The organism is Streptomyces sp. NPDC053426, assembly GCF_055585405.1.
On record NZ_JBVJKE010000001.1, the window covers coordinates 255,274 to 272,388 of the forward strand.

Here is a 17,115-nt window from a genome sequence, read left to right on the forward strand (position 1 = left end):
TGATGTCGAGCAATGTTGCAGACGTGGAGCGGAGCACCCGGTGACTGACTCGACCATCATCTATACGCACACTGACGAGGCCCCGGCCCTGGCGACGTATTCCTTCCTGCCGGTGGTCCAGGCGTACGCCTCGCAGGCGGGTGTCGCCGTGGAGACGCGTGACATCTCGCTGGCCGGGCGCATCATCGCCCTGTTCCCGGAGTACCTGGCCGAGGACCAGCGCATCCCGGACGCCCTCTCGGAACTCGGTGAGCTGGCCAAGACGCCGGCGGCCAACATCATCAAGCTGCCGAACATCTCGGCGTCGATCCCGCAGCTCAAGGCCGCGATCGCCGAGCTGCAGGGCCAGGGCTACGCGCTGCCGGCCTACCCGGACGACCCGAAGACCGACGAGGAGCGCGACATCCGCGCCCGCTACGACAAGGTCAAGGGTTCGGCCGTCAACCCGGTGCTGCGCGAGGGCAACTCCGACCGTCGCGCCCCCGCCTCGGTGAAGAACTACGCCAAGACCCACCCGCACCGCATGGGCGCCTGGACCGCCGAGTCCAAGACCAACGTGGCGACCATGGGCGAGAACGACTTCCGCTCCACCGAGAAGTCGGTCGTCATCGCCGAGGACGGCGCGCTGCGCATCGAGCTGGTCGGCGACGACGGCACCACCACCGTGCTGCGCGAGTCCGTGCCGGTGAAGAAGGACGAGGTCGTCGACGCCTCCGTGATGCGCGTCGCCGCGCTGCGCGAGTTCCTGACCGCGCAGGTCGCCCGCGCCAAGCAGGAGGGCGTGCTGTTCTCCGTGCACCTGAAGGCCACGATGATGAAGGTCTCCGACCCGATCGTCTTCGGCCACGTGGTGCGCGCCTTCTTCCCGAAGACGTTCGCCCGGTACGGCGAGCAGCTCGCCGCGGCCGGCCTCACCCCGAACGACGGCCTGGGCGGCATCTACAAGGGCCTGGAGTCCCTGCCCGAGGGCGCCGAGATCAAGGCGTCCTTCGACGCCGAGCTCGCCGAGGGCCCGGAGCTGGCGATGGTCGACTCCGACAAGGGCATCACCAACCTGCACGTCCCCTCGGACGTCATCGTCGACGCCTCCATGCCGGCCATGATCCGCACCTCCGGCCACATGTGGGGCCCCGACGGCCAGGAGGCCGACACCCTCGCGGTGCTGCCGGACTCCAGCTACGCCGGCGTCTACCAGGCCGTGATCGAGGACTGCCGTGCCAACGGCGCCTACGACCCGTCCACCATGGGCTCGGTGCCGAACGTCGGTCTGATGGCGCAGAAGGCCGAGGAGTACGGCAGCCACGACAAGACCTTCGAGATCCCCACCACGGGTACGGTCCGCCTGGTCGACGGCAACGGCGACGCGGTCCTCGAGCAGACGGTCTCCGCCGGTGACATCTTCCGTGCCTGCCAGACCAAGGACGCGCCGATCCGCGACTGGGTGAAGCTGGCCGTCACCCGTGCCCGCGCCACCGGCGACCCGGCGGTGTTCTGGCTGGACGCCACCCGCGCCCACGACGCCAACCTGATCGCCAAGGTCGAGCAGTACCTGCCGGAGCACGACACCGAGGGCCTGGACATCCGCGTCCTGTCCCCGGTCGAGGCGACCAAGCTGTCGGTGGAGCGCATCCGCCGCGGCGAGAACACCATCTCGGTGACCGGCAACGTGCTGCGTGACTACCTCACCGACCTGTTCCCGATCCTGGAGCTGGGCACCAGCGCCAAGATGCTGTCGGTCGTCCCGCTGATGGCGGGCGGCGGCCTGTTCGAGACGGGTGCCGGCGGCTCCGCGCCGAAGCACGTGCAGCAGCTCGTCAAGGAGAACTACCTGCGCTGGGACTCCCTCGGTGAGTTCTTCGCGCTGGTGCCGTCCCTCGAGCAGTACGCCGCGACCACGGGCAACAGCCGTGCCAAGGTCCTCGCCGACACCCTCGACCGCGCCACGGCGACCTTCCTCAACGAGGACAAGTCCCCGACCCGTCGCGTCGGCGGCATCGACAACCGCGGCAGCCACTTCTTCCTGTCCCTGTACTGGGCGCAGGAGCTGGCCGCGCAGAGCGACGACGCGGACCTGGCGAAGGCGTTCGCGCCGCTCGCCGAGACGCTCGCCGCGAACGAGCAGAAGATCGTCGACGAGCTGATCGCCGCGCAGGGCAAGCCGGCCGAGATCGGCGGCTACTACCAGCCCGACCCGGCCAAGGCGGCCGAGGTCATGCGCCCGTCCACCACGTGGAACGAGGCGCTGGCGTCCCTGAGCTGACGCGAGCGGTTCCCCGGTGCTCCGCCCCGGCCGGCCGTGCGCCCGGCCGGGGCGGAGCCGTCCGTGCCGCGTGGCGGCTCACCAGTCGCGCGGGGCGATGAGCTCCTCGACGTCGGCGTCGGCGAAGCCGTAGACCCGGGCGACGAACCAGAACTCCTCGGCTATCTCCTCCCGGGCCACCGTCTCGATCTCGCTGCCGGCCTCCACGAAGACGTCCTGGAGGTCGTTGAACTCCTCGGTGGCGGCGTGGGTCAGCGCGTAGAGCGCGGTGAGGTCGGCGGGACGGTCCGTCTCGATGCGCTCGCAGAGGGCGAGCAGGACGGCCCGGCCGCGGTCCACGACGTGGTCGGGGTAGTAGGCGTCCCGGTACAGGGCGCTCAGGAACGGGTGGGCGGTCACCTGCTCGTCGCTGATCGGCATGGTGCTCCTCGGTCCTTCGGTGGTGGGCGTTGTCAGTGCCGTATGACACGGTTGATCATGTCGTGAACCACTGACAACGCCTTTGGAGCAACTGCATGACCGATGTGTCGTCGTCCTTCGCTTTCCTTTCCGGTGATCCGGACTCCCCCGTGATCCTGCACGTGCCGCACTCCTCGCGGGAGATACCGGGGGATGTGCGCTCCGGGATCGTGCTGGACGATGCCGGGCTGGAGCGGGAGCTCGACCACATCACCGACTCGCACACCGCGTCGATCGCCGAGGCGGCGGCGCGGGCGGCCGGGGTCACGCCGTGGCGGTTCGTGAACCGGCTCTCGCGGCTGGTCGTCGACCCCGAGCGGTTCCCGGACGAGCGGGAGGAGATGCTGGCCGTCGGCATGGGCGCGGTCTACACGCGGACCACGCACAAGGACGTGCTGCGGCCCGAGGGCTTCGACGCCGAGCCGCTGGTCGAGCGGTACTTCCATCCGTACGCGCGGGCGATGACGGAGGCCGTCGCCGACCGGCTCGCCGCGACCGGGCGGGCCGTGATCATCGACGTGCACTCGTATCCGAGCGCGCCGCTGCCCTACGAGCTGCACGGCGACGGGCCACGGCCGGAGGTCTGCCTGGGCACCGACTCCTTCCACACCCCGCCCGGGCTGCTCGCCGCGGCCCGCGAGGCGTTCGCGCCGTGCGGGGAGACGGGGCTGGACAGCCCGTTCGCCGGGACGTACGTACCGCTGGAGTTCTACGGCAAGCGGGCGGAGGTGTCCGCCCTGATGGTGGAGATCCGCCGGGACACCTACATGACCGAACCGGGCGGCCCCGCGGGCCCGGGCCTGCACGGGCTCGCCTCGTCACTCACCGCCCTGATCGACGCGGTCTCCAGCAAGATCAGCCCCTCTGGGGGAGTCTGAGGAGCGGGGGTCCGGGGGCAGCGCCCACCGGAGACGGGAAGGGCCGGCGGGGGCGAAGAACCGGCCCCGGCACAACAGCCGCTGCCGGGAGCCGGGGAGGCGTGGCCGCCCCTCGGCTCCCCACCCGGAGGGGTCAGGCGCGGAGCCACTCCGTGACGACCACGTCCGCACCCGTGTGCAGGCGGAGGGCGAAGGGGCCGGTGGGCGCGACCGTGGTGGTGAAGCGGCCCAGGTCGTCGGCGGTGAGGGAGGCCGCCTGCTGCGGGCCGACGAGCACCTCGACGCGGGCCGGCCGGGGCGGCAGCACCTGGCCCATCAGGCCCTCCGCGGTCACCTCGACGTCCAGCGTCACCTCACCGGCGGTGAAGGTGAGCATGCGCGGCACGTCCGTCGCGCCCCTGACCGGGATGGCGTCGACCAGCGAGTCGAAGGTCAGCTCGGCCACACGGGCGTCGAGGTCGTGCAGCGCGTAGGCGTCGACGGCGATCTGCAGCAGGGCGGGGGGCAGCGGGTCCAGTACGGCTGCCGCCTGCCGGAGTTCCTCCTCCAGCAGCCCGCTGTCGAAGTCGTCGTTCATGTCGTCGTTCATGTCGTCGTTCACATCGTCCCCCGTGCCTCGAGCCGGGCCCGCAGCCGGCGCAGACAGCGCTGGCGCAGTGGCCCGATGCTGCCCACCGCGATGTCGAGCGCGGCGGACACCTCCTGATAACTGGGCGGCGGCGAGGCGATCAGCACGCGCAGCAACTGCCTGCACCGCTCGCCCAGTTCCTCGAACTCCTGCCACAGCCGCCGCACGCGTTCGCTCTGCGCCGCCGCCTCCTCCGACTCCAGCAGCGACTGCTCCGGCACACCGTCCTCGCTGACCCGGTCCAGCAGCTGCGGATCGTCCGTCAGCATCAGCCGGCGCGCGTTCCTGTGCACCTTCAGACACTCGTGCCGCGCGGTACTGGCCAGCCAGGAGCCCGTCTTGTCGGGTTCCCGGATCCGCCCCAGATGCTGGGCGAAACGGAACCACACGGTCTGGTAGACCTCGTGCGCGTCGGCGTCGGAGAGCCGGTGCGCGCGCACCACGGACCACACCAGTGGGCCCAGCCCTTCCACGATCGCCTTCCAGGCCGCCGCGTCGCCGTCGACAGCGGACCGGACCAACGCGCCGACTTCAGTACGCTCCACGGTCCCACCCCTCGTGTACGGCACGTCATCGTACGCCGTGGAAGGGAGAACTCCGCTCCTCATGCCCGGGCCGAGGGTGGTGAGACCCGCTCGGGGCGCCAGGTGGGCGGAAGGAGCGCCGGAACGTGCGCCCCGCGCACTTGGGCGTACTCGGTGTTGGCGTCGAGCAGTTGCCGGCGGGCCTTGCGCGGGTCGGTCTCCGTCTGTGCGGTCATGTGGGCGGCGACCATGCCGACGGCGACGGGAGTGGCGAACGAGGTCCCGCTCCACTGGGCGAGCCCCTCGAACATCACCTGGTCCGGCTTGCCGGAGCCCTCGTCCTCGCTCAGCACGCCGGTGTGGCGCGGGTGATGACACGTGCAGGCGTACGTGAAGCCGTAGCGGCAGGCGTCGTAGGTGGAGTGCTGGTACACGTACGGTACGGGGCTGTCGAAGCCGGTGAGGGCGCTGACGAGACGCTCGCCGGGCGCGTAGGCCTTCACCCAGCCGCCGTGGTTGCTGAAGCAGGCGCCGAACTCGCCGTCCCCGCGCAGCGCGCCGACGGACAGCACGGCGTTCTCGTAGCCGGGCAGATCGGCGTAGGCGGCGGGCCAGAAGGGCGTGGCGCTGCCGTTGTTGCCGGCGGCGGCGACCAGCAGGGTGGGCCGCTCGCGCAGTTCCCGCATGAAGGCGTCGACACCGAGGAGTCCGTCGGTACGGCCGTTGGAGGTGCCGGCGGAGAGGCTGATGACGTCGGGCCAGCCGTCCTGGTCGACGGCCTCGAAGAGCTTCTCGCCGAACTCGGACTCCAGGATCGCGCCGGCGTCGTTCAGCGTGCCGCGGACGGTGATGTCGGTGTTGGGGGCGACGGCGGCGACGAGTCCGGCGATGAACGTGCCGTGCCCGCAGTACTGCCGGAGGATCCCGTCGCCGTCGCACTCCTCGACCTGGGCGTCGCCCCGGGTGTGGGCGAGCAGCGGGTAGGAGCGGTGGTCGTGCATGAGGCCGGTGTCGATGACGAGGACGCCGACGGCGGTGTCCGGGTCGTGGGCGGTCTCGGCGGCGGCCGGGTTGGGCCGTCCGCCGGGCGCCACGGGCACGGGCTCGTCGCCGGGGCAGGCGTTGACGGCGATGGACACCACGTGGTTGCGGCTGATCAGCCGGCGCCCGGCGCGGCCCTCGGTCGCCGACAGCGCGCGCAGCGCCCCCGCGACCGCCGGGTCGCCGCTGCCGTCTCCCCGGCCCGGGTCGGCGACCTGGATGCGGGTGATGCCGGAGCGGTTGGTCTCCGGGCTCGCGCGGCGCACGTGGTCCGGGGTCAGACCGGCGAAGGTGGTGAAGTGCTGTCGTACGGCGTCCTCGACGACGCGGGCCTCTTCTCCGTCACGGGCGAGGACGACGCCCTTCTCGTAGAGGAACTCGCCCGCGTCGTCCGGTCCCATCGCCAGGGGGACGTCGGGCATCGAGCGCTGGATCTGTGCGAACTGCTCGCGGAATCGCTGTGGTGCCATGGCGTGTCCTCCACTGGTGCGACGGCGGCCGGTGCCGCGGAGCTGTCGTGATGAAGAGCCTCCGGGCGGACGTTTGATACAACGTCACACCTGTGAGGCGTGGTGATGGACCACTACCATCGTGGGGTGACAGCGGGAAGCGACACGGTGCTGGAACTGCTGCCGATGGTGTTCGCCGCCCCGGGTGAGGCGCTGGCGAGGGCGGAAGAGGTCCTGGGTGACCGTCCCGCGCCGCTGCACGCCTCCGTCGCCCATCAGGTGATCGGCATCTGGCAGCGGGACTTCGGCGACATGCGGCTCGCCCTGAGCCATCTGCGGCGGGCCAGGGCCTGGGCGGCGCGCGCGGACTCGGCCGAGCGGGAGGCGGACGTCCTCGCCACACTGGGGGTCGCGCTGGTGCACGCGGGGCGCACCCGGCAGGGCATGGACGCGCTGGGGCGGGGCGTCGAGCGCGGCACCGGGCACACCCGCGCGCGGGTGCTGTTCCGCCGGGCGTACTCGTGGTGGGTGCTGGGCCATCACAAGGAGGCGCTGGAGGACGTACGGCGGGCCATTCCCGTACTGCGGCAGGCCGAGGACGTGATCTGGACGGCGCGGGCGCTGACGCTGCGGGCGACGGTGCATCTGGCGCTGGGTTCGGTGGAGCGGGCGAACGCCGACTTCACGGCGGCCGAGGCGCTGTGGGACACCACAGGGCAGGAGCACGACAAGGCGGACGCGGTGGAGAGCCGGGGGCTGGCCGCGTTCCGCGCGGGCGACGTCCCGGCGGCGCTGCGGCTGCTCGACGAGGCGGAGGAGCGGTACGCCAAGCTCGGCACGCCGACGTTCATGCTGGACATCCGGCGCTGCGAGGTGCTGATGGCGGCCGGTCTCGCCGCGGAGGCGCTGGCCGAGGCGGACGCGGCGCTCCGGGCGCTGGACGGGATCGGCGGGCAGTCCACGCGCAAGGCGGAGCTGCTGCTGGCCGCCGCGCGGGCGGCCCGGCTGGCCGGCGAGCCGCAGACGGCGATCGCCCGCGCGGCGCTCGCGGTGCGGCTGTTCGCGGGGCAGCGGCGCACCTGGTGGGAGACGCACGCGCGGCTGGTGCTGATCGGGGCCCGGCACGCGGCCGGGCGCGGTTCGGGCCGGCTGGTCGCGGACGCGGCGGCGGTGGCGGAGCGGCTGGCCGCGCTCGGCGCCCCGGCCGCCCCGGAGGCGTCGCTGCTCGCGGGCCGGATCGCGCTGGACCTGGGCTGGACGGCGGACGCGGAACGGCATCTGGCGGTCGCCGCGCGGAGCAGACGCGGCGGGCCGCCGCTCGCGCGGATGACGGGCTGGGCGGCGCAGGCGCTGCGCGCGCAGTCCGCCGGCTCCGCGCGGGGCGTGCTTGAGGCCTGCCGGCGCGGTCTCGACGTGCTCGACGACCACCGGATGACGCTGGGCGCCTCGGAGCTGCGGGCCCGCGCCACCGCGCAGGGCGCGGAGCTGGCCGCGCTCGCCCAGCGGGCCAGTCTGGTCTCGGGCGGGCCGCGGCGGCTGCTGGTGTGGAGCGAACGCTGGCGGGCCACCGCGCTGTCCGCACCGCCCACCCGGCCGCCGGCCGACCCGGCGCTGCTCAGCGGCATGACCGCCTACCGGGAGATCGCCGCCCGCGCGGAGGAGGCCCGCATGGAGGGCAGGCCCGTGCCGGCACTGGAGCGGGAACAGCGGCGCCTCGAACGGGAGATCCGCTCCCGGACGCTGCACATGCGCGGCGAGGCCCCCGACGACGGCGACCGCTTCGACGTCGGCCGGCTGCTCGCGCGGCTGGGCGACAACGACGACGGGCAGCTGGTGGAACTCGCCGTGCTCGACGGGCGGGTGCAGGTGCTGCTGTGCGGGCAGGGCAGGGTACGGCGGTTCGAGGCGGGGCTGCTGGCGGCGGCGGAGACCGAGGCCGAGCACGTACAGGCGGGGCTGCGGCGGCTGGCGCATCCGGGGGCGCAGGCCCGGCTGCCGGTGGTGGAGGCCGCGGGCCGTCGGCTGGAGGAGCTGCTGCTGGGTCCGGCCGCGGCGCACCTCGGTGACGGCCCGGTGGTGATCGTGCCGCCGGGGCGGCTGCACCGGGTGCCGTGGGCGCTGCTGCCCTCGCTGCGGGAGCGGGTGCTGAGCGTGTCGCCGTCGGCGAGCAGCTGGCTGCGCGCGAAGGAGACGGCGCCGCCGCCCGGGGGCCGCCAGGTGCTGGTGCGCGGTCCGGGTCTCGCGACGGGCGGCGCGGAGGTGCCCGAGCTGGCCGACCGCTACGGCGGCGCGACCGTCCTGGAGTACGACGACGCGACGGTGCCGCGCGTGCTGCGGGAGCTGGACGGGGCGGGGCTGGCGCACATCGCCGCGCACGGCGCGTTCCGCGCGGACGGCCCGCTGTTCTCGTCCCTGCGGATGGCCGACGGGCCGCTGATCGTCCACGACTTCGAGCGGCTGGACCGCAGCCCGTACCGCATCATCCTGTCCTGCTGCGACACCGCGCGGTTCGCCACGGTGGGCGCGGACGAACTCCTCGGCCTGGTGACGGCGTTGCTGCCGTTGGGTACGGCGGGGGTGGTGGCGTGCAGCGCGCCCGTCAACGACGCGGCGGTCGTCCCCCTCATGGTGGCCCTCCATGAAGCCCTTGGTACGGGGCTCTCCTTGGCGGAGGCCCTGCGCGACGCGCGTGCCGGCCTTCCGGCCGACGCGTTGCACCGGGCGACGGGGTGGGCCTTCACCGCGTTCGGGGCGGCGTGAGCCCGCCGTGGGCGGCTGCGGGTGGGTCGTGGTCGCTCGCGGCGGAGCCGCATATCGATACAGTCCCGTGCCCCTTTGAGGTTGGTGCGGTGGACGTGCCTGAAGGGGCGCGGGCGTATGCGCGGTTGGAACGGACACACTGCCAAAGCGGCCCCCGCCCCGCGTCGGCGTACGGGCAGGGGCGGTCTCAGCGGCTCAGAACCGCTTGGCCGCCGGCTTGATCATGTCCTCGAGCATGTCCGCCATGGGAGACGGCATCGCGGCCGGTTCATCCGCCGTTGACGCCGTCTCGGCCTCCTGAACAGCACGCACGAGGGCCGGCAGGGCAGTGGCCGGCCGGCTTGCCTCAGCTTCGTCCGCCGCCCGGGAGGGGAACCCGCCCTCGTCCCCGGTGGACGGATACGCGGGCCTCCCGTCCGGCCCGGACCACGGCAGCAACCGCAAGGCGCTCCTGCGCTCGGCCCCTCATGGTCGATTCCCGCCGTGGCCGGCACAAGGACCGTACGGCGCCCACGCCGCCTCTGTCGCTCCCGCTTCCGCTTCCGTTCCCACGCCACGACGCAGGGGCGAACCATGGCCGCCTCGTCGGCGTCCAACGGGGCGGTCTCCTCGGGTGTGCGAACACACGGCGCAGGGCGAGGCGGTACAGGCAGAGGTGCTTCCTCGCCGCGGTGCCTCCCCCTCCCGGGGAACAGCAGAGTGCCTTCCTGAGCTGGGGCGACGGACCTTGTCCAGGGGTTCCGTCGTCGCCGGAGGAAGGCACTTTCCGCATGAAGGAAATCGGTTCGCGGCCACGGCTCGTGGTGTCCGACTGACGGGTCGGGGGTGGTCGGGCACGCCGGAGCACGTTCGCTGACCGAATTCGTACGCGGGGCCGACCCGGTCCCGTCCGGCCTCAGGCGTCTGTACGCCATTTCAGATAGGTGCGCCGGCGCCGGGCGCGGACGAGCCGTTCGAGGAGGAGGGCGACGGCCGGAGAGTAGGGCGTCTTCGACGGCTTGCCCGCACCGAGGCGGGCGAGCTGCCGCGACGTGACGGCCTGGACGGCCGCGGCGGCCAGCATTTTGTTCCGGAAGCGGGTGCGGGGCGGGCGGGCCTGCGCATCGCCGCCGGCAAGCCACTGTCCCGGCAGAGCGGGGTCGATTGCCAGCGCCGTGGCCAGGCCGGCCATGGCGACTCCGGAGTCGATCACCTGTTGGGCGACTGCGCGTCGCCGGATCCCTCCGGTCAGCAGCAGTGGCAGCGGCGAGGTGGCGACGAGCCGCTCGGCGAGTTCAAGGAAGTACGCCTCGCGGGCAAGGGTGCGGCCGTCCGCGGGGAAGCCCGCCGTGGCCAGGCTCTCGATGCTGCCGCCGGACAGCTCGACCAGGTCAGCCCCCACATCGGCGAGCATCTTGATCACGTCACGTGCGTCGTCGGTGTCGAATCCGCCGCGCTGGAAGTCCGCCGAGTTCAGTTTCACTCCCACGGCGAAGCCCGTGCCGACGCGCTCGCGGACCGCGCCCGTGACATCGAGCAGCAGGCGGGCGCGGTTGTGCAGGCTGCCGCCCCAGCGGTCGTCGCGCCGGTTCACCAGGGGAGAGAGGAACTGGGAGAGGAGGTAGCCGTGGGCGGCGTGGATCTCGACTCCGTCGAAGCCGGCCTGCTGGGCCCGCTGCGCGGTCACGGCGAAGCGTTCCACCGTCTCGTCGATCTCCTGGGCGGTCATCGGCCGGGGTGTCGGGTACATGCTGGAGAAGCCGCCGGCGTCGATCGGCACCGCGGAGGGGGCCCAGGTGGTGCCGGCGAGGTCTTCGGGGATGACGCGCCCGGGGTGGTTGATCTGCATCCAGATCCGTCCGCCTGCCGATTTACCGGCCGCCGCCCAGCGCCGGAACGGCTCCAGCGGCGTGTCCTGTTCCAGGACGACGTCGCCGGGCTGGGCGACTGCTCTGCCGTCGATCATGACGTGTCCGGTGATCAGGAGCCCGGCGCCTCCCGCGGCCCAACGGCGGTAGAGCGTGAGGAGTTCGTCACCGGGCAGCTGGCCCGGCGCGGCGAGCAACTCTTCCATCGCGGCCTTCGCGATCCTGTTGGGCAGCGGAGCGCCGTTGCCCAGGTGCAGCGGCTCATTCAGCGTGGTCATCTCTTCTCCCATGACGTCGGCTCCGGGCGGCCTCGGTGGGCTGTCGGCGCCGTTGTTCGTCTTCGCGCCGCAGGTTGTGGCGTCACGAGGTGGCGGGGTCGAGGTCGCTCACGTCGTCGAATCCGGCCTTGCGGTTGAGGTTGCCGGTGATGCGGGCGACCGTGGTCCGGGGAAGCAGGCGCGACGCCCAGGTTCCAGCGCGGTTGGAGGCGCGTCCGGGGTAGGAGACGGACCGGCCGCGTGCGAAGTCGTCGAGTGTTCCGGCAGCGACGTCGGCGGGGGTGTCCGTGGTCTTCGGGTCCATGGACGCGGTCGTACGGTCGAAGAATCCGGTGTCGGTGGCTCCCGGGTGGGCCGCCATCACACGCACGCCGGTACCCCGGACCTCCTCGGCGAGCGCCTCGGTGAACGAGAGCACGAATGCTTTGGTGGCGGCGTAACTGGCCTGGTACGGCATGGGCTGGAAGGCGGCGGTGGAGGCGACGTTGACGATGCCGCCGCGGCCGCGTTCGACCATGCCGGCGCCCAGGAGGTGGACCAGGCCGATCAGCGCGGTGACGTTCACGTCGACGGACTGGAAGTTGGGTTCGAGAGGACGGCCGAGGAAGGGCCCCACCGACCCCGTCCCGGCGTTGTTGACCAGAAGGTCCACGTCCAGGCCGAGTTCCTCGATGGCGTTGACCACCGTCTGCGGGGACCGCCGGTCCGAGAGGTCCGCGGCGATCACGTCGACCCGGACGGAATGGGCCTTCCGGATCTGTGCGGCAAGGGTGTTGAGCGCGTCGGCCGAGCGGGCGACAAGGATGAGGTGTGCGCCTCGGGAGGCGAGTTCCCGTGCGTAGGCCTCGCCCAGTCCCTTCGAAGCGCCGGTGACCACGGCGGTGGTGTTCGTGTAGTCGTGCATGAGTGAGTGCTTCCTGTTCGGCTGGGCGCCGGGCCGCGCCGGAGTGGACGGGCCTCGGGAAGGACGGGACGCGGGGAGCGTCCCGCTCCGGGGACGGCCTCGTGTCCGCAGCGGGAACGAGGACCGATTACTTCGAGTCTCGAAGAAACATAACACTTCGAGGCTCGAAGTAAAAAGGCTAGGATGAGGCCATGACGCGAAGCACCCTTGAGGCAGCGGTGGTGGCGAACCATGAGATCTTCATGCAGACCAGCGACCGGATCGAGACCGTCCTGGCTGAACACGGTCTGACGCAGGCGACCGCTCAGGCACTCTGGGCGATCGACCCGGCCGAGGCGCCGCCCTCGATGAAGGAACTGGCCGGCCGGCTGTACTGCAACGCGCCCAACCTCAGCTTCGTCATGAATCAGCTCACCGGCCGGGGACTCGTCGAACGTTCCGCCGACCCCGCCGACCGCCGTTCACGCGTCGCAGCGCTGACGGAGGACGGCCGACGGGTACGGTCCGCGCTGATCGAGGCGACACTGGCCCTGAGCCCGTTTGCCCGACTGGACGCCGACGACCTGCTCAAGCTGGTGAGTCTCCTGGAGAAGGCGCTCGAACCGACGGCGGGTCCGGCGTGAGATTCGGCAGACTTCAAGGCGCAGCACACGGACTCGCCGGTCTGCCGGCAGGGGTGGACCCCGGCGACTGGTCGAGCACGAAGGGGTGTCCGGGTTTCCGGGGTGCCCAGCCCTCGGCCCCGGCTGCGCGGATGGCACCGGCAACCCGCTACGGCCAGTGCTGTGACCGGCATGGTTCGCCGGGGTGACGGGCGGGGCAGTGGCTGTGCCCGTCGGGCGGCGTTCCGAGCAGCCGCTGCGCAGGGTCCGCCGGACGACGCTCCCTCATGATGCGGCCGGAGACGGTCCGGTGCCGGTGCTGTCGCCTTCCGGGGTGTGACCGGCGGATGCGGGATGCCCGGCGGCCGGCCTCGATCGACGCCGGTCACCGGCTGGTGCGCTGTGTTCTTCCGCCGACCACGTCGAACTGCCGTGGGCGGACCCCGGCACTGCCGGCAGTGATCAGGCTGAGCCGGCCGCGGCCCGCAAGCGCGTCGCCGAACTCGAGGCCGGACCGAACTCGTCACCGGGACCCGCCGGTTCTTCCGCAGACGCCGACGTCAGCCGCACCTCGTCCGCGGCTGCTTCGGCGGCCCCGCCGTCCGCTGCGTCCTGGACGAGAACCCCATGAGTTTCTGATCGACAGGGAGTCGGACGCCTGAGGACCGTGACCGTTCAGGTCAGAACCTCGGGGAACCGCGCGAGCGACCACGCCCCACCCGCAGCCGCCCACGAAACAGAAACACCCGAACCGTCAGGCGATCTGGCGGGGCAAGGGGGCGCCCAGCCGGGTGTACGCCCCGTACAGGTGGTTCCCGACCGTGCGGACGGAAAGCGTGAGGCGTTCCGCGATCTGCCGATTGCTCAGCCCCTCCGCGGCCAGCGCGACGATCTGCCGCTGACGGGCGGTGAGTTCGCCGGAGGCAAGGCCCGCGAGCGCCGGCGTGCGGGCACCCTGGCAGCGGCGGGCGAGAGCGACCGCACGCGTGCGCGCGGTGCGGGCGGCGTGCGGTTCCCGGTGGGCGGAGACCGCCTGCGCGTGCGCCTCCGCGGCGAACAGCAGGAAGCCCCGCCGCTCGAACTCCTCGCCCACCCGGTCCAGTGCGGGCCCGTCGGCCCGCGCGAGGGCGTCGGCGTGGTCGGCGAAGACGCCGGTGAGCCGGCCGGCGGCACGCGCGGGAGTGCCGAGGCGTACGGCGTCGTAGGGGTCGCCGTACGCCTCGGGGGTCCCTTCCGCGAGGGTGAGTTCGGTGCGGCAGGACGGGTCGGCGGGGGCGGTGCGCAGGCCCTCGCGCGCCCATGCGGCCGCCTCCCGCAGTGCGCCGCGCAGCCGCGCGTACCGGGCGCGCAGGGCCGCGTACCCGGCCGGGACCGGTGTCCCCTCGCCCACGAGCCAGTCCCCGACGGGCGCCGAGTCCGCCGTCACGTCGGCCCGTTCGATCCGCCGGGTCAGTTCCGCCGACTCGGCGGCCAGGGCGGGGGCGCAGTCCTCGGGTGTACGGGCGAGGCGACGGGCGCGCAGCCGGCCCGCGGCGGCCCGCAGGACCGGGCCGTGCAGGGGGTGGGCGAGGCGGATACCGCCGTGGTCGTCGACGTGGACCAGGCCCTCGGTCTCCAGGCGTTCCAGGACGGTGAGGTCGAGGCCGTCGCCGTCGAGCGGGAGGGGTTCGGCGAAGGCCAGGCGGTCGAGGGCCTCGCGCTCCTCGGGTCGGGCGCGGTCCAGGAGGGGGGCGGTGCGTTCGCGTACGGCCGGGGTCAGGGGCAGCGGACCCCGCCCTTCCCAGGTGCCCGGGACCTCGGTGGGCCTGCCGTGTTCGCGTACCGCGTCCGACAGGTCGCGCAGCAGCCGCAGATCTCCGTCGCACAGCCGGTGCAGCCGGTTCGCGGTGAGCGGCTCGGGGGCGGGATCCGCGCCCGCCGCGAGCAGCCGCGCGGTGTCCTCCCGGGGCAGCGGCGGCAGGGCGAGCCGGGGCAGCAGTTCCCCGGTCCACAGCCGGAACACGGCGGCGGGCACCGGTTCGCCGTCGGTGACGACGACCAGCAGCCGGGTGCGTCCGTGCACGGCGAGCTGGTGGACCAGGGCGGCGGAGGCGTCGTCGAGCAGATGGGCGTCGTCGACGAACAGTGTGCGCACACCGGACAGTCGCCGCAGCGCGAGGTGCAGGGTGGCGGGCTCGGGCAGCAGCGGGGCGAAGGCGGCGAAGGGCAGGTGCCGGGCCCCCGGCGTCCCGGTGACCCGGGCGAGGTCGGTGCCCCGCACCGCCTCGGTGACGAGGCGGGTCTTGCCCCGCCCCGCCGGCCCGGTCACCACGAGGCCGCGCCCCGCGCCGGCCAGCGAGCGCCGTACCAGGTCGAGTTCGTCCTCCCGGCCGGTGAACGGCCAGGGCGTTCGCAGTGTCGTCGTGTCCTTCTCGTACGGACCGGTGGCATCGCGTCGCAAGGTCATCACAAGAACAGGAGCACGGGTACTCAGGTCTGATACAGGGCCACTTGAGCAGACCCCGACTCAGGCGCCCGGAGCGGCGGCAGGGCAGCCTGTGAGCCATGACCGTCCGCCACTGCTCGCTGCCGCCGCAGCCGGCCCCCGCGTATCCGCCGGGCCTGGCCGCCGAGCGGCTCGGCGCGCTGATCGGCGGGCGGCGGCTGTGGGTCGACGGCACCGTGCTGCACTACTGCTTCTTCGGCGACGACACCGCGGGGTCGGAGATCGCCGTGCCCGGGACCGGGCGGACCCGGTGGGTTCCGTGGGGCGGGGCCGAGGAGCAGCGGGACGTGGTGCGCGAGTGCTTCGAGGAGTGGCGGGGGCTCGGGCCGGGCCTGACGTTCACCGAGGTCCACGACCGCACCGAGGCGGAGCTGCGCATCGGGTTCCAGCTCGGTGACGGCTCCTGGTCGGCCGTGGGCAGGGACGCGCTCCGGGTCGGCGTGCACGAGCGCACCATGAACTTCGGCTGGGACCTGACCGCACCGGGTGAACGCGCCACCGCCCTGCACCAGATCGGGCACGCGCTGGGAATGCTGCACGAGCACCAGAGCCCGTACGCCGGTATCCACTGGGACGACGAGGCCGTGTACGCCGAGATGGCGGGCCCGCCGAACCACTGGAGCCGGGACAGGACGTACCACAACATCCTGCGCAGGCTCGGTCCGGACGAGGCCAACGGCTCCGTCTGGGACCCTCAGTCGATCATGCAGTACGCGTTGCCGCCGGGGCTGGTCCTGGAGCCGGAGCAGTACCACAGCGGTGTGCATCCGCCCGGCACCCTCTCCCCCGCCGACAAGGAGTTCGTGCTCCGCCGGTACCCGCCGGCCGATCCGCCGCTGCCACCGCCGCTGGTGCCGTTCCGTTCGGTGCCGCTGGGCCTGGGCCCCGGCGAGCAGGCGGACTTCCGTGTCGATCCGCCGGAGACCCGCGACTACACGGTGGGCACCTTCGGCGAGGCCGACCGGGTGGTCGTGCTGTTCGAGGAGCGGGACGGGGAGCCCCGCTTCCTCGCCGGCCACGACGACGGGGGGACCGCGCACAACGCGGCCGTCACGGCCCGGCTGGTCAAGGGCCGCCGCTATTACGTCCGGGTCCGCCTGTACTCCGCGTGGGGTCCGGGTGAGACGGCGGTCATGTGCTGGTGACGGCACCGACCGCGCACACCAGAGCCATTTCCGGCGCCGGGGGAGCGGCCGGGGGGCGTCGGTCTCCTTCGGGGGAGGGTGACCGACGCTCCCCGGCCCAGGCGTGACGTGGGGAGCCGCACCGGATGATTCCGGTGCGGCTCCCCGCCGGCTTCCGTCGGGACGACAGATGCGAACCCGCGCCCCCGTCCGGAGGACCTCTCCGCGGCGCCGCACTGCCCGTACGGTCACCGGCCCGGTGGCCGTGCGGCGCGAGCCGGCCGAGTGCCGGCGCACCGGAACGGCGGTGGTCCGTGAGGAGCTGACCTCGGGGGCCGATTCGATCGCCGTCCGGCGCCGTCCGGGTCTTCGACGCGCGGGGCCGAGTGGTCGCGGCGCCGTCGGTGGTGGTGCGTCCCGGCTCCGTCGGTCCGCAGGCCGTTCTGCCGTCGGTGCTCAGCACCGGGCTCGCCGTCTCCCGGCGGCCGGGCCGCCTGTCCGGTGGGCGGCGTCCCGCGGGCCCGCGGGGTCTCGTCCGGACCGGAAACGGTCAGGGGCCGGTCCCGGACGGCTCCGGAACCGGCCCCTGGGGCCCGCCACTCGCCCCCCGGCGGCCGCCGGGGGGCGAGTGGCGGACGTGCCGGCTACGCCTCCCCCATGGCCGCGACCAGGCCGGCGGGGCGCATGTCGGTCCAGTTCTTCTCGATGTGCTCCAGACATTCCTGGCGGCCGGCCGGGCCGTGCGCCGTGCTCCAGCCCTGCGGGACGTCGATCGACATCGGCCACAGCGAGTACTGGCCCTCGTCGTTGACAAGGGCGAGGTACTGGGCGTTCTCGTCCTCGAAGGGGTTGCTCATCTTTCCGCTCCTATGGTCG

General features: G+C 73.0%; 13 protein-coding genes. 5 read left to right on the forward strand and 8 right to left on the reverse strand.

The genetic code is table 11. From position 1 onward, the window contains the following. Window positions 1–40: 40 nt before the first annotated feature. Window positions 41–2,260, forward strand: coding sequence for an NADP-dependent isocitrate dehydrogenase (locus ACZ62B_RS01025; protein ID WP_344559991.1), 2,220 nt, complete (start codon window positions 41–43; stop codon window positions 2,258–2,260). Window positions 2,261–2,338: 78 nt separating this feature from the next. Here ACZ62B_RS01025 and ACZ62B_RS01030 read toward each other — a convergent pair whose 3' ends face one another. After that, a complete protein-coding gene (locus ACZ62B_RS01030; RefSeq protein ID WP_344559992.1) occupies window positions 2,339–2,680 on the reverse strand; it encodes a DUF5713 family protein in 342 nt (113 codons plus the stop codon). 95 nt (window positions 2,681–2,775) lie between these two features. On the opposite strand from ACZ62B_RS01030, the gene ACZ62B_RS01035 reads away from it, so the two are divergent. Next, window positions 2,776–3,597 (forward strand): N-formylglutamate amidohydrolase, encoded by an 822-nt coding sequence (locus ACZ62B_RS01035; RefSeq protein WP_344559993.1) that lies wholly within the window; start codon window positions 2,776–2,778, stop codon window positions 3,595–3,597. 133 nt (window positions 3,598–3,730) lie between these two features. On the opposite strand, the gene ACZ62B_RS01040 is transcribed toward ACZ62B_RS01035, so the two are convergent. Genes ACZ62B_RS01040 through ACZ62B_RS01050 form a run of 3 tightly spaced genes read right to left on the reverse strand, consistent with a single transcriptional unit; the run spans window position 3,731 to window position 6,260 of the window. Continuing rightward, complete coding sequence (locus ACZ62B_RS01040; RefSeq protein ID WP_468882792.1) at window positions 3,731–4,186, reverse strand: hypothetical protein; 456 nt, start codon at window positions 4,184–4,186, stop codon at window positions 3,731–3,733. A gap of 8 nt (window positions 4,187–4,194) precedes the next feature. After that, window positions 4,195–4,770, reverse strand: coding sequence for an RNA polymerase sigma factor (locus tag ACZ62B_RS01045; protein WP_344559994.1), 576 nt, complete (start codon window positions 4,768–4,770; stop codon window positions 4,195–4,197). A 59-nt stretch (window positions 4,771–4,829) separates the two neighbouring features. Then, entirely contained in the window at window positions 4,830–6,260 is a 1,431-nt protein-coding gene (locus ACZ62B_RS01050; protein ID WP_344559995.1) for a S8/S53 family peptidase, read from the reverse strand. Between the two features lie 165 nt (window positions 6,261–6,425). Between ACZ62B_RS01050 and ACZ62B_RS01055 the strand changes: the two genes are divergently transcribed. Continuing rightward, window positions 6,426–8,999, forward strand: coding sequence for a CHAT domain-containing protein (locus tag ACZ62B_RS01055; protein WP_344560073.1), 2,574 nt, complete (start codon window positions 6,426–6,428; stop codon window positions 8,997–8,999). 895 nt (window positions 9,000–9,894) lie between these two features. On the opposite strand, the gene ACZ62B_RS01060 is transcribed toward ACZ62B_RS01055, so the two are convergent. Further along, a complete protein-coding gene (locus ACZ62B_RS01060) occupies window positions 9,895–11,124 on the reverse strand; it encodes an NADH:flavin oxidoreductase/NADH oxidase family protein (protein ID WP_468727093.1) in 1,230 nt (409 codons plus the stop codon). 82 nt (window positions 11,125–11,206) lie between these two features. Beyond that, window positions 11,207–12,028 (reverse strand): SDR family NAD(P)-dependent oxidoreductase, encoded by an 822-nt coding sequence (locus ACZ62B_RS01065; RefSeq protein WP_344559997.1) that lies wholly within the window; start codon window positions 12,026–12,028, stop codon window positions 11,207–11,209. 191 nt (window positions 12,029–12,219) lie between these two features. Here ACZ62B_RS01065 and ACZ62B_RS01070 point away from each other — a divergent pair, with 191 nt between their 5' ends. After that, entirely contained in the window at window positions 12,220–12,651 is a 432-nt protein-coding gene (locus tag ACZ62B_RS01070; protein WP_468727091.1) for a MarR family winged helix-turn-helix transcriptional regulator, read from the forward strand. 733 nt (window positions 12,652–13,384) lie between these two features. On the opposite strand, the gene ACZ62B_RS01075 is transcribed toward ACZ62B_RS01070, so the two are convergent. Then, window positions 13,385–15,076: a LuxR family transcriptional regulator AbsR2 gene (locus tag ACZ62B_RS01075; RefSeq protein ID WP_469689073.1), complete on the reverse strand. Its 1,692-nt coding sequence runs from the start codon at window positions 15,074–15,076 to the stop codon at window positions 13,385–13,387. A 98-nt stretch (window positions 15,077–15,174) separates the two neighbouring features. Between ACZ62B_RS01075 and absR1 the strand changes: the two genes are divergently transcribed. Further along, window positions 15,175–16,260, forward strand: a complete 1,086-nt coding sequence (absR1, locus tag ACZ62B_RS01080; protein WP_469689074.1) for a beta-glucuronidase AbsR1 — start codon at window positions 15,175–15,177, stop codon at window positions 16,258–16,260. A gap of 623 nt (window positions 16,261–16,883) precedes the next feature. Here absR1 and ACZ62B_RS01085 read toward each other — a convergent pair. Beyond that, window positions 16,884–17,096 (reverse strand): MbtH family protein, encoded by a 213-nt coding sequence (locus ACZ62B_RS01085; RefSeq protein WP_344560001.1) that lies wholly within the window; start codon window positions 17,094–17,096, stop codon window positions 16,884–16,886. Window positions 17,097–17,115 lie beyond the last annotated feature (19 nt).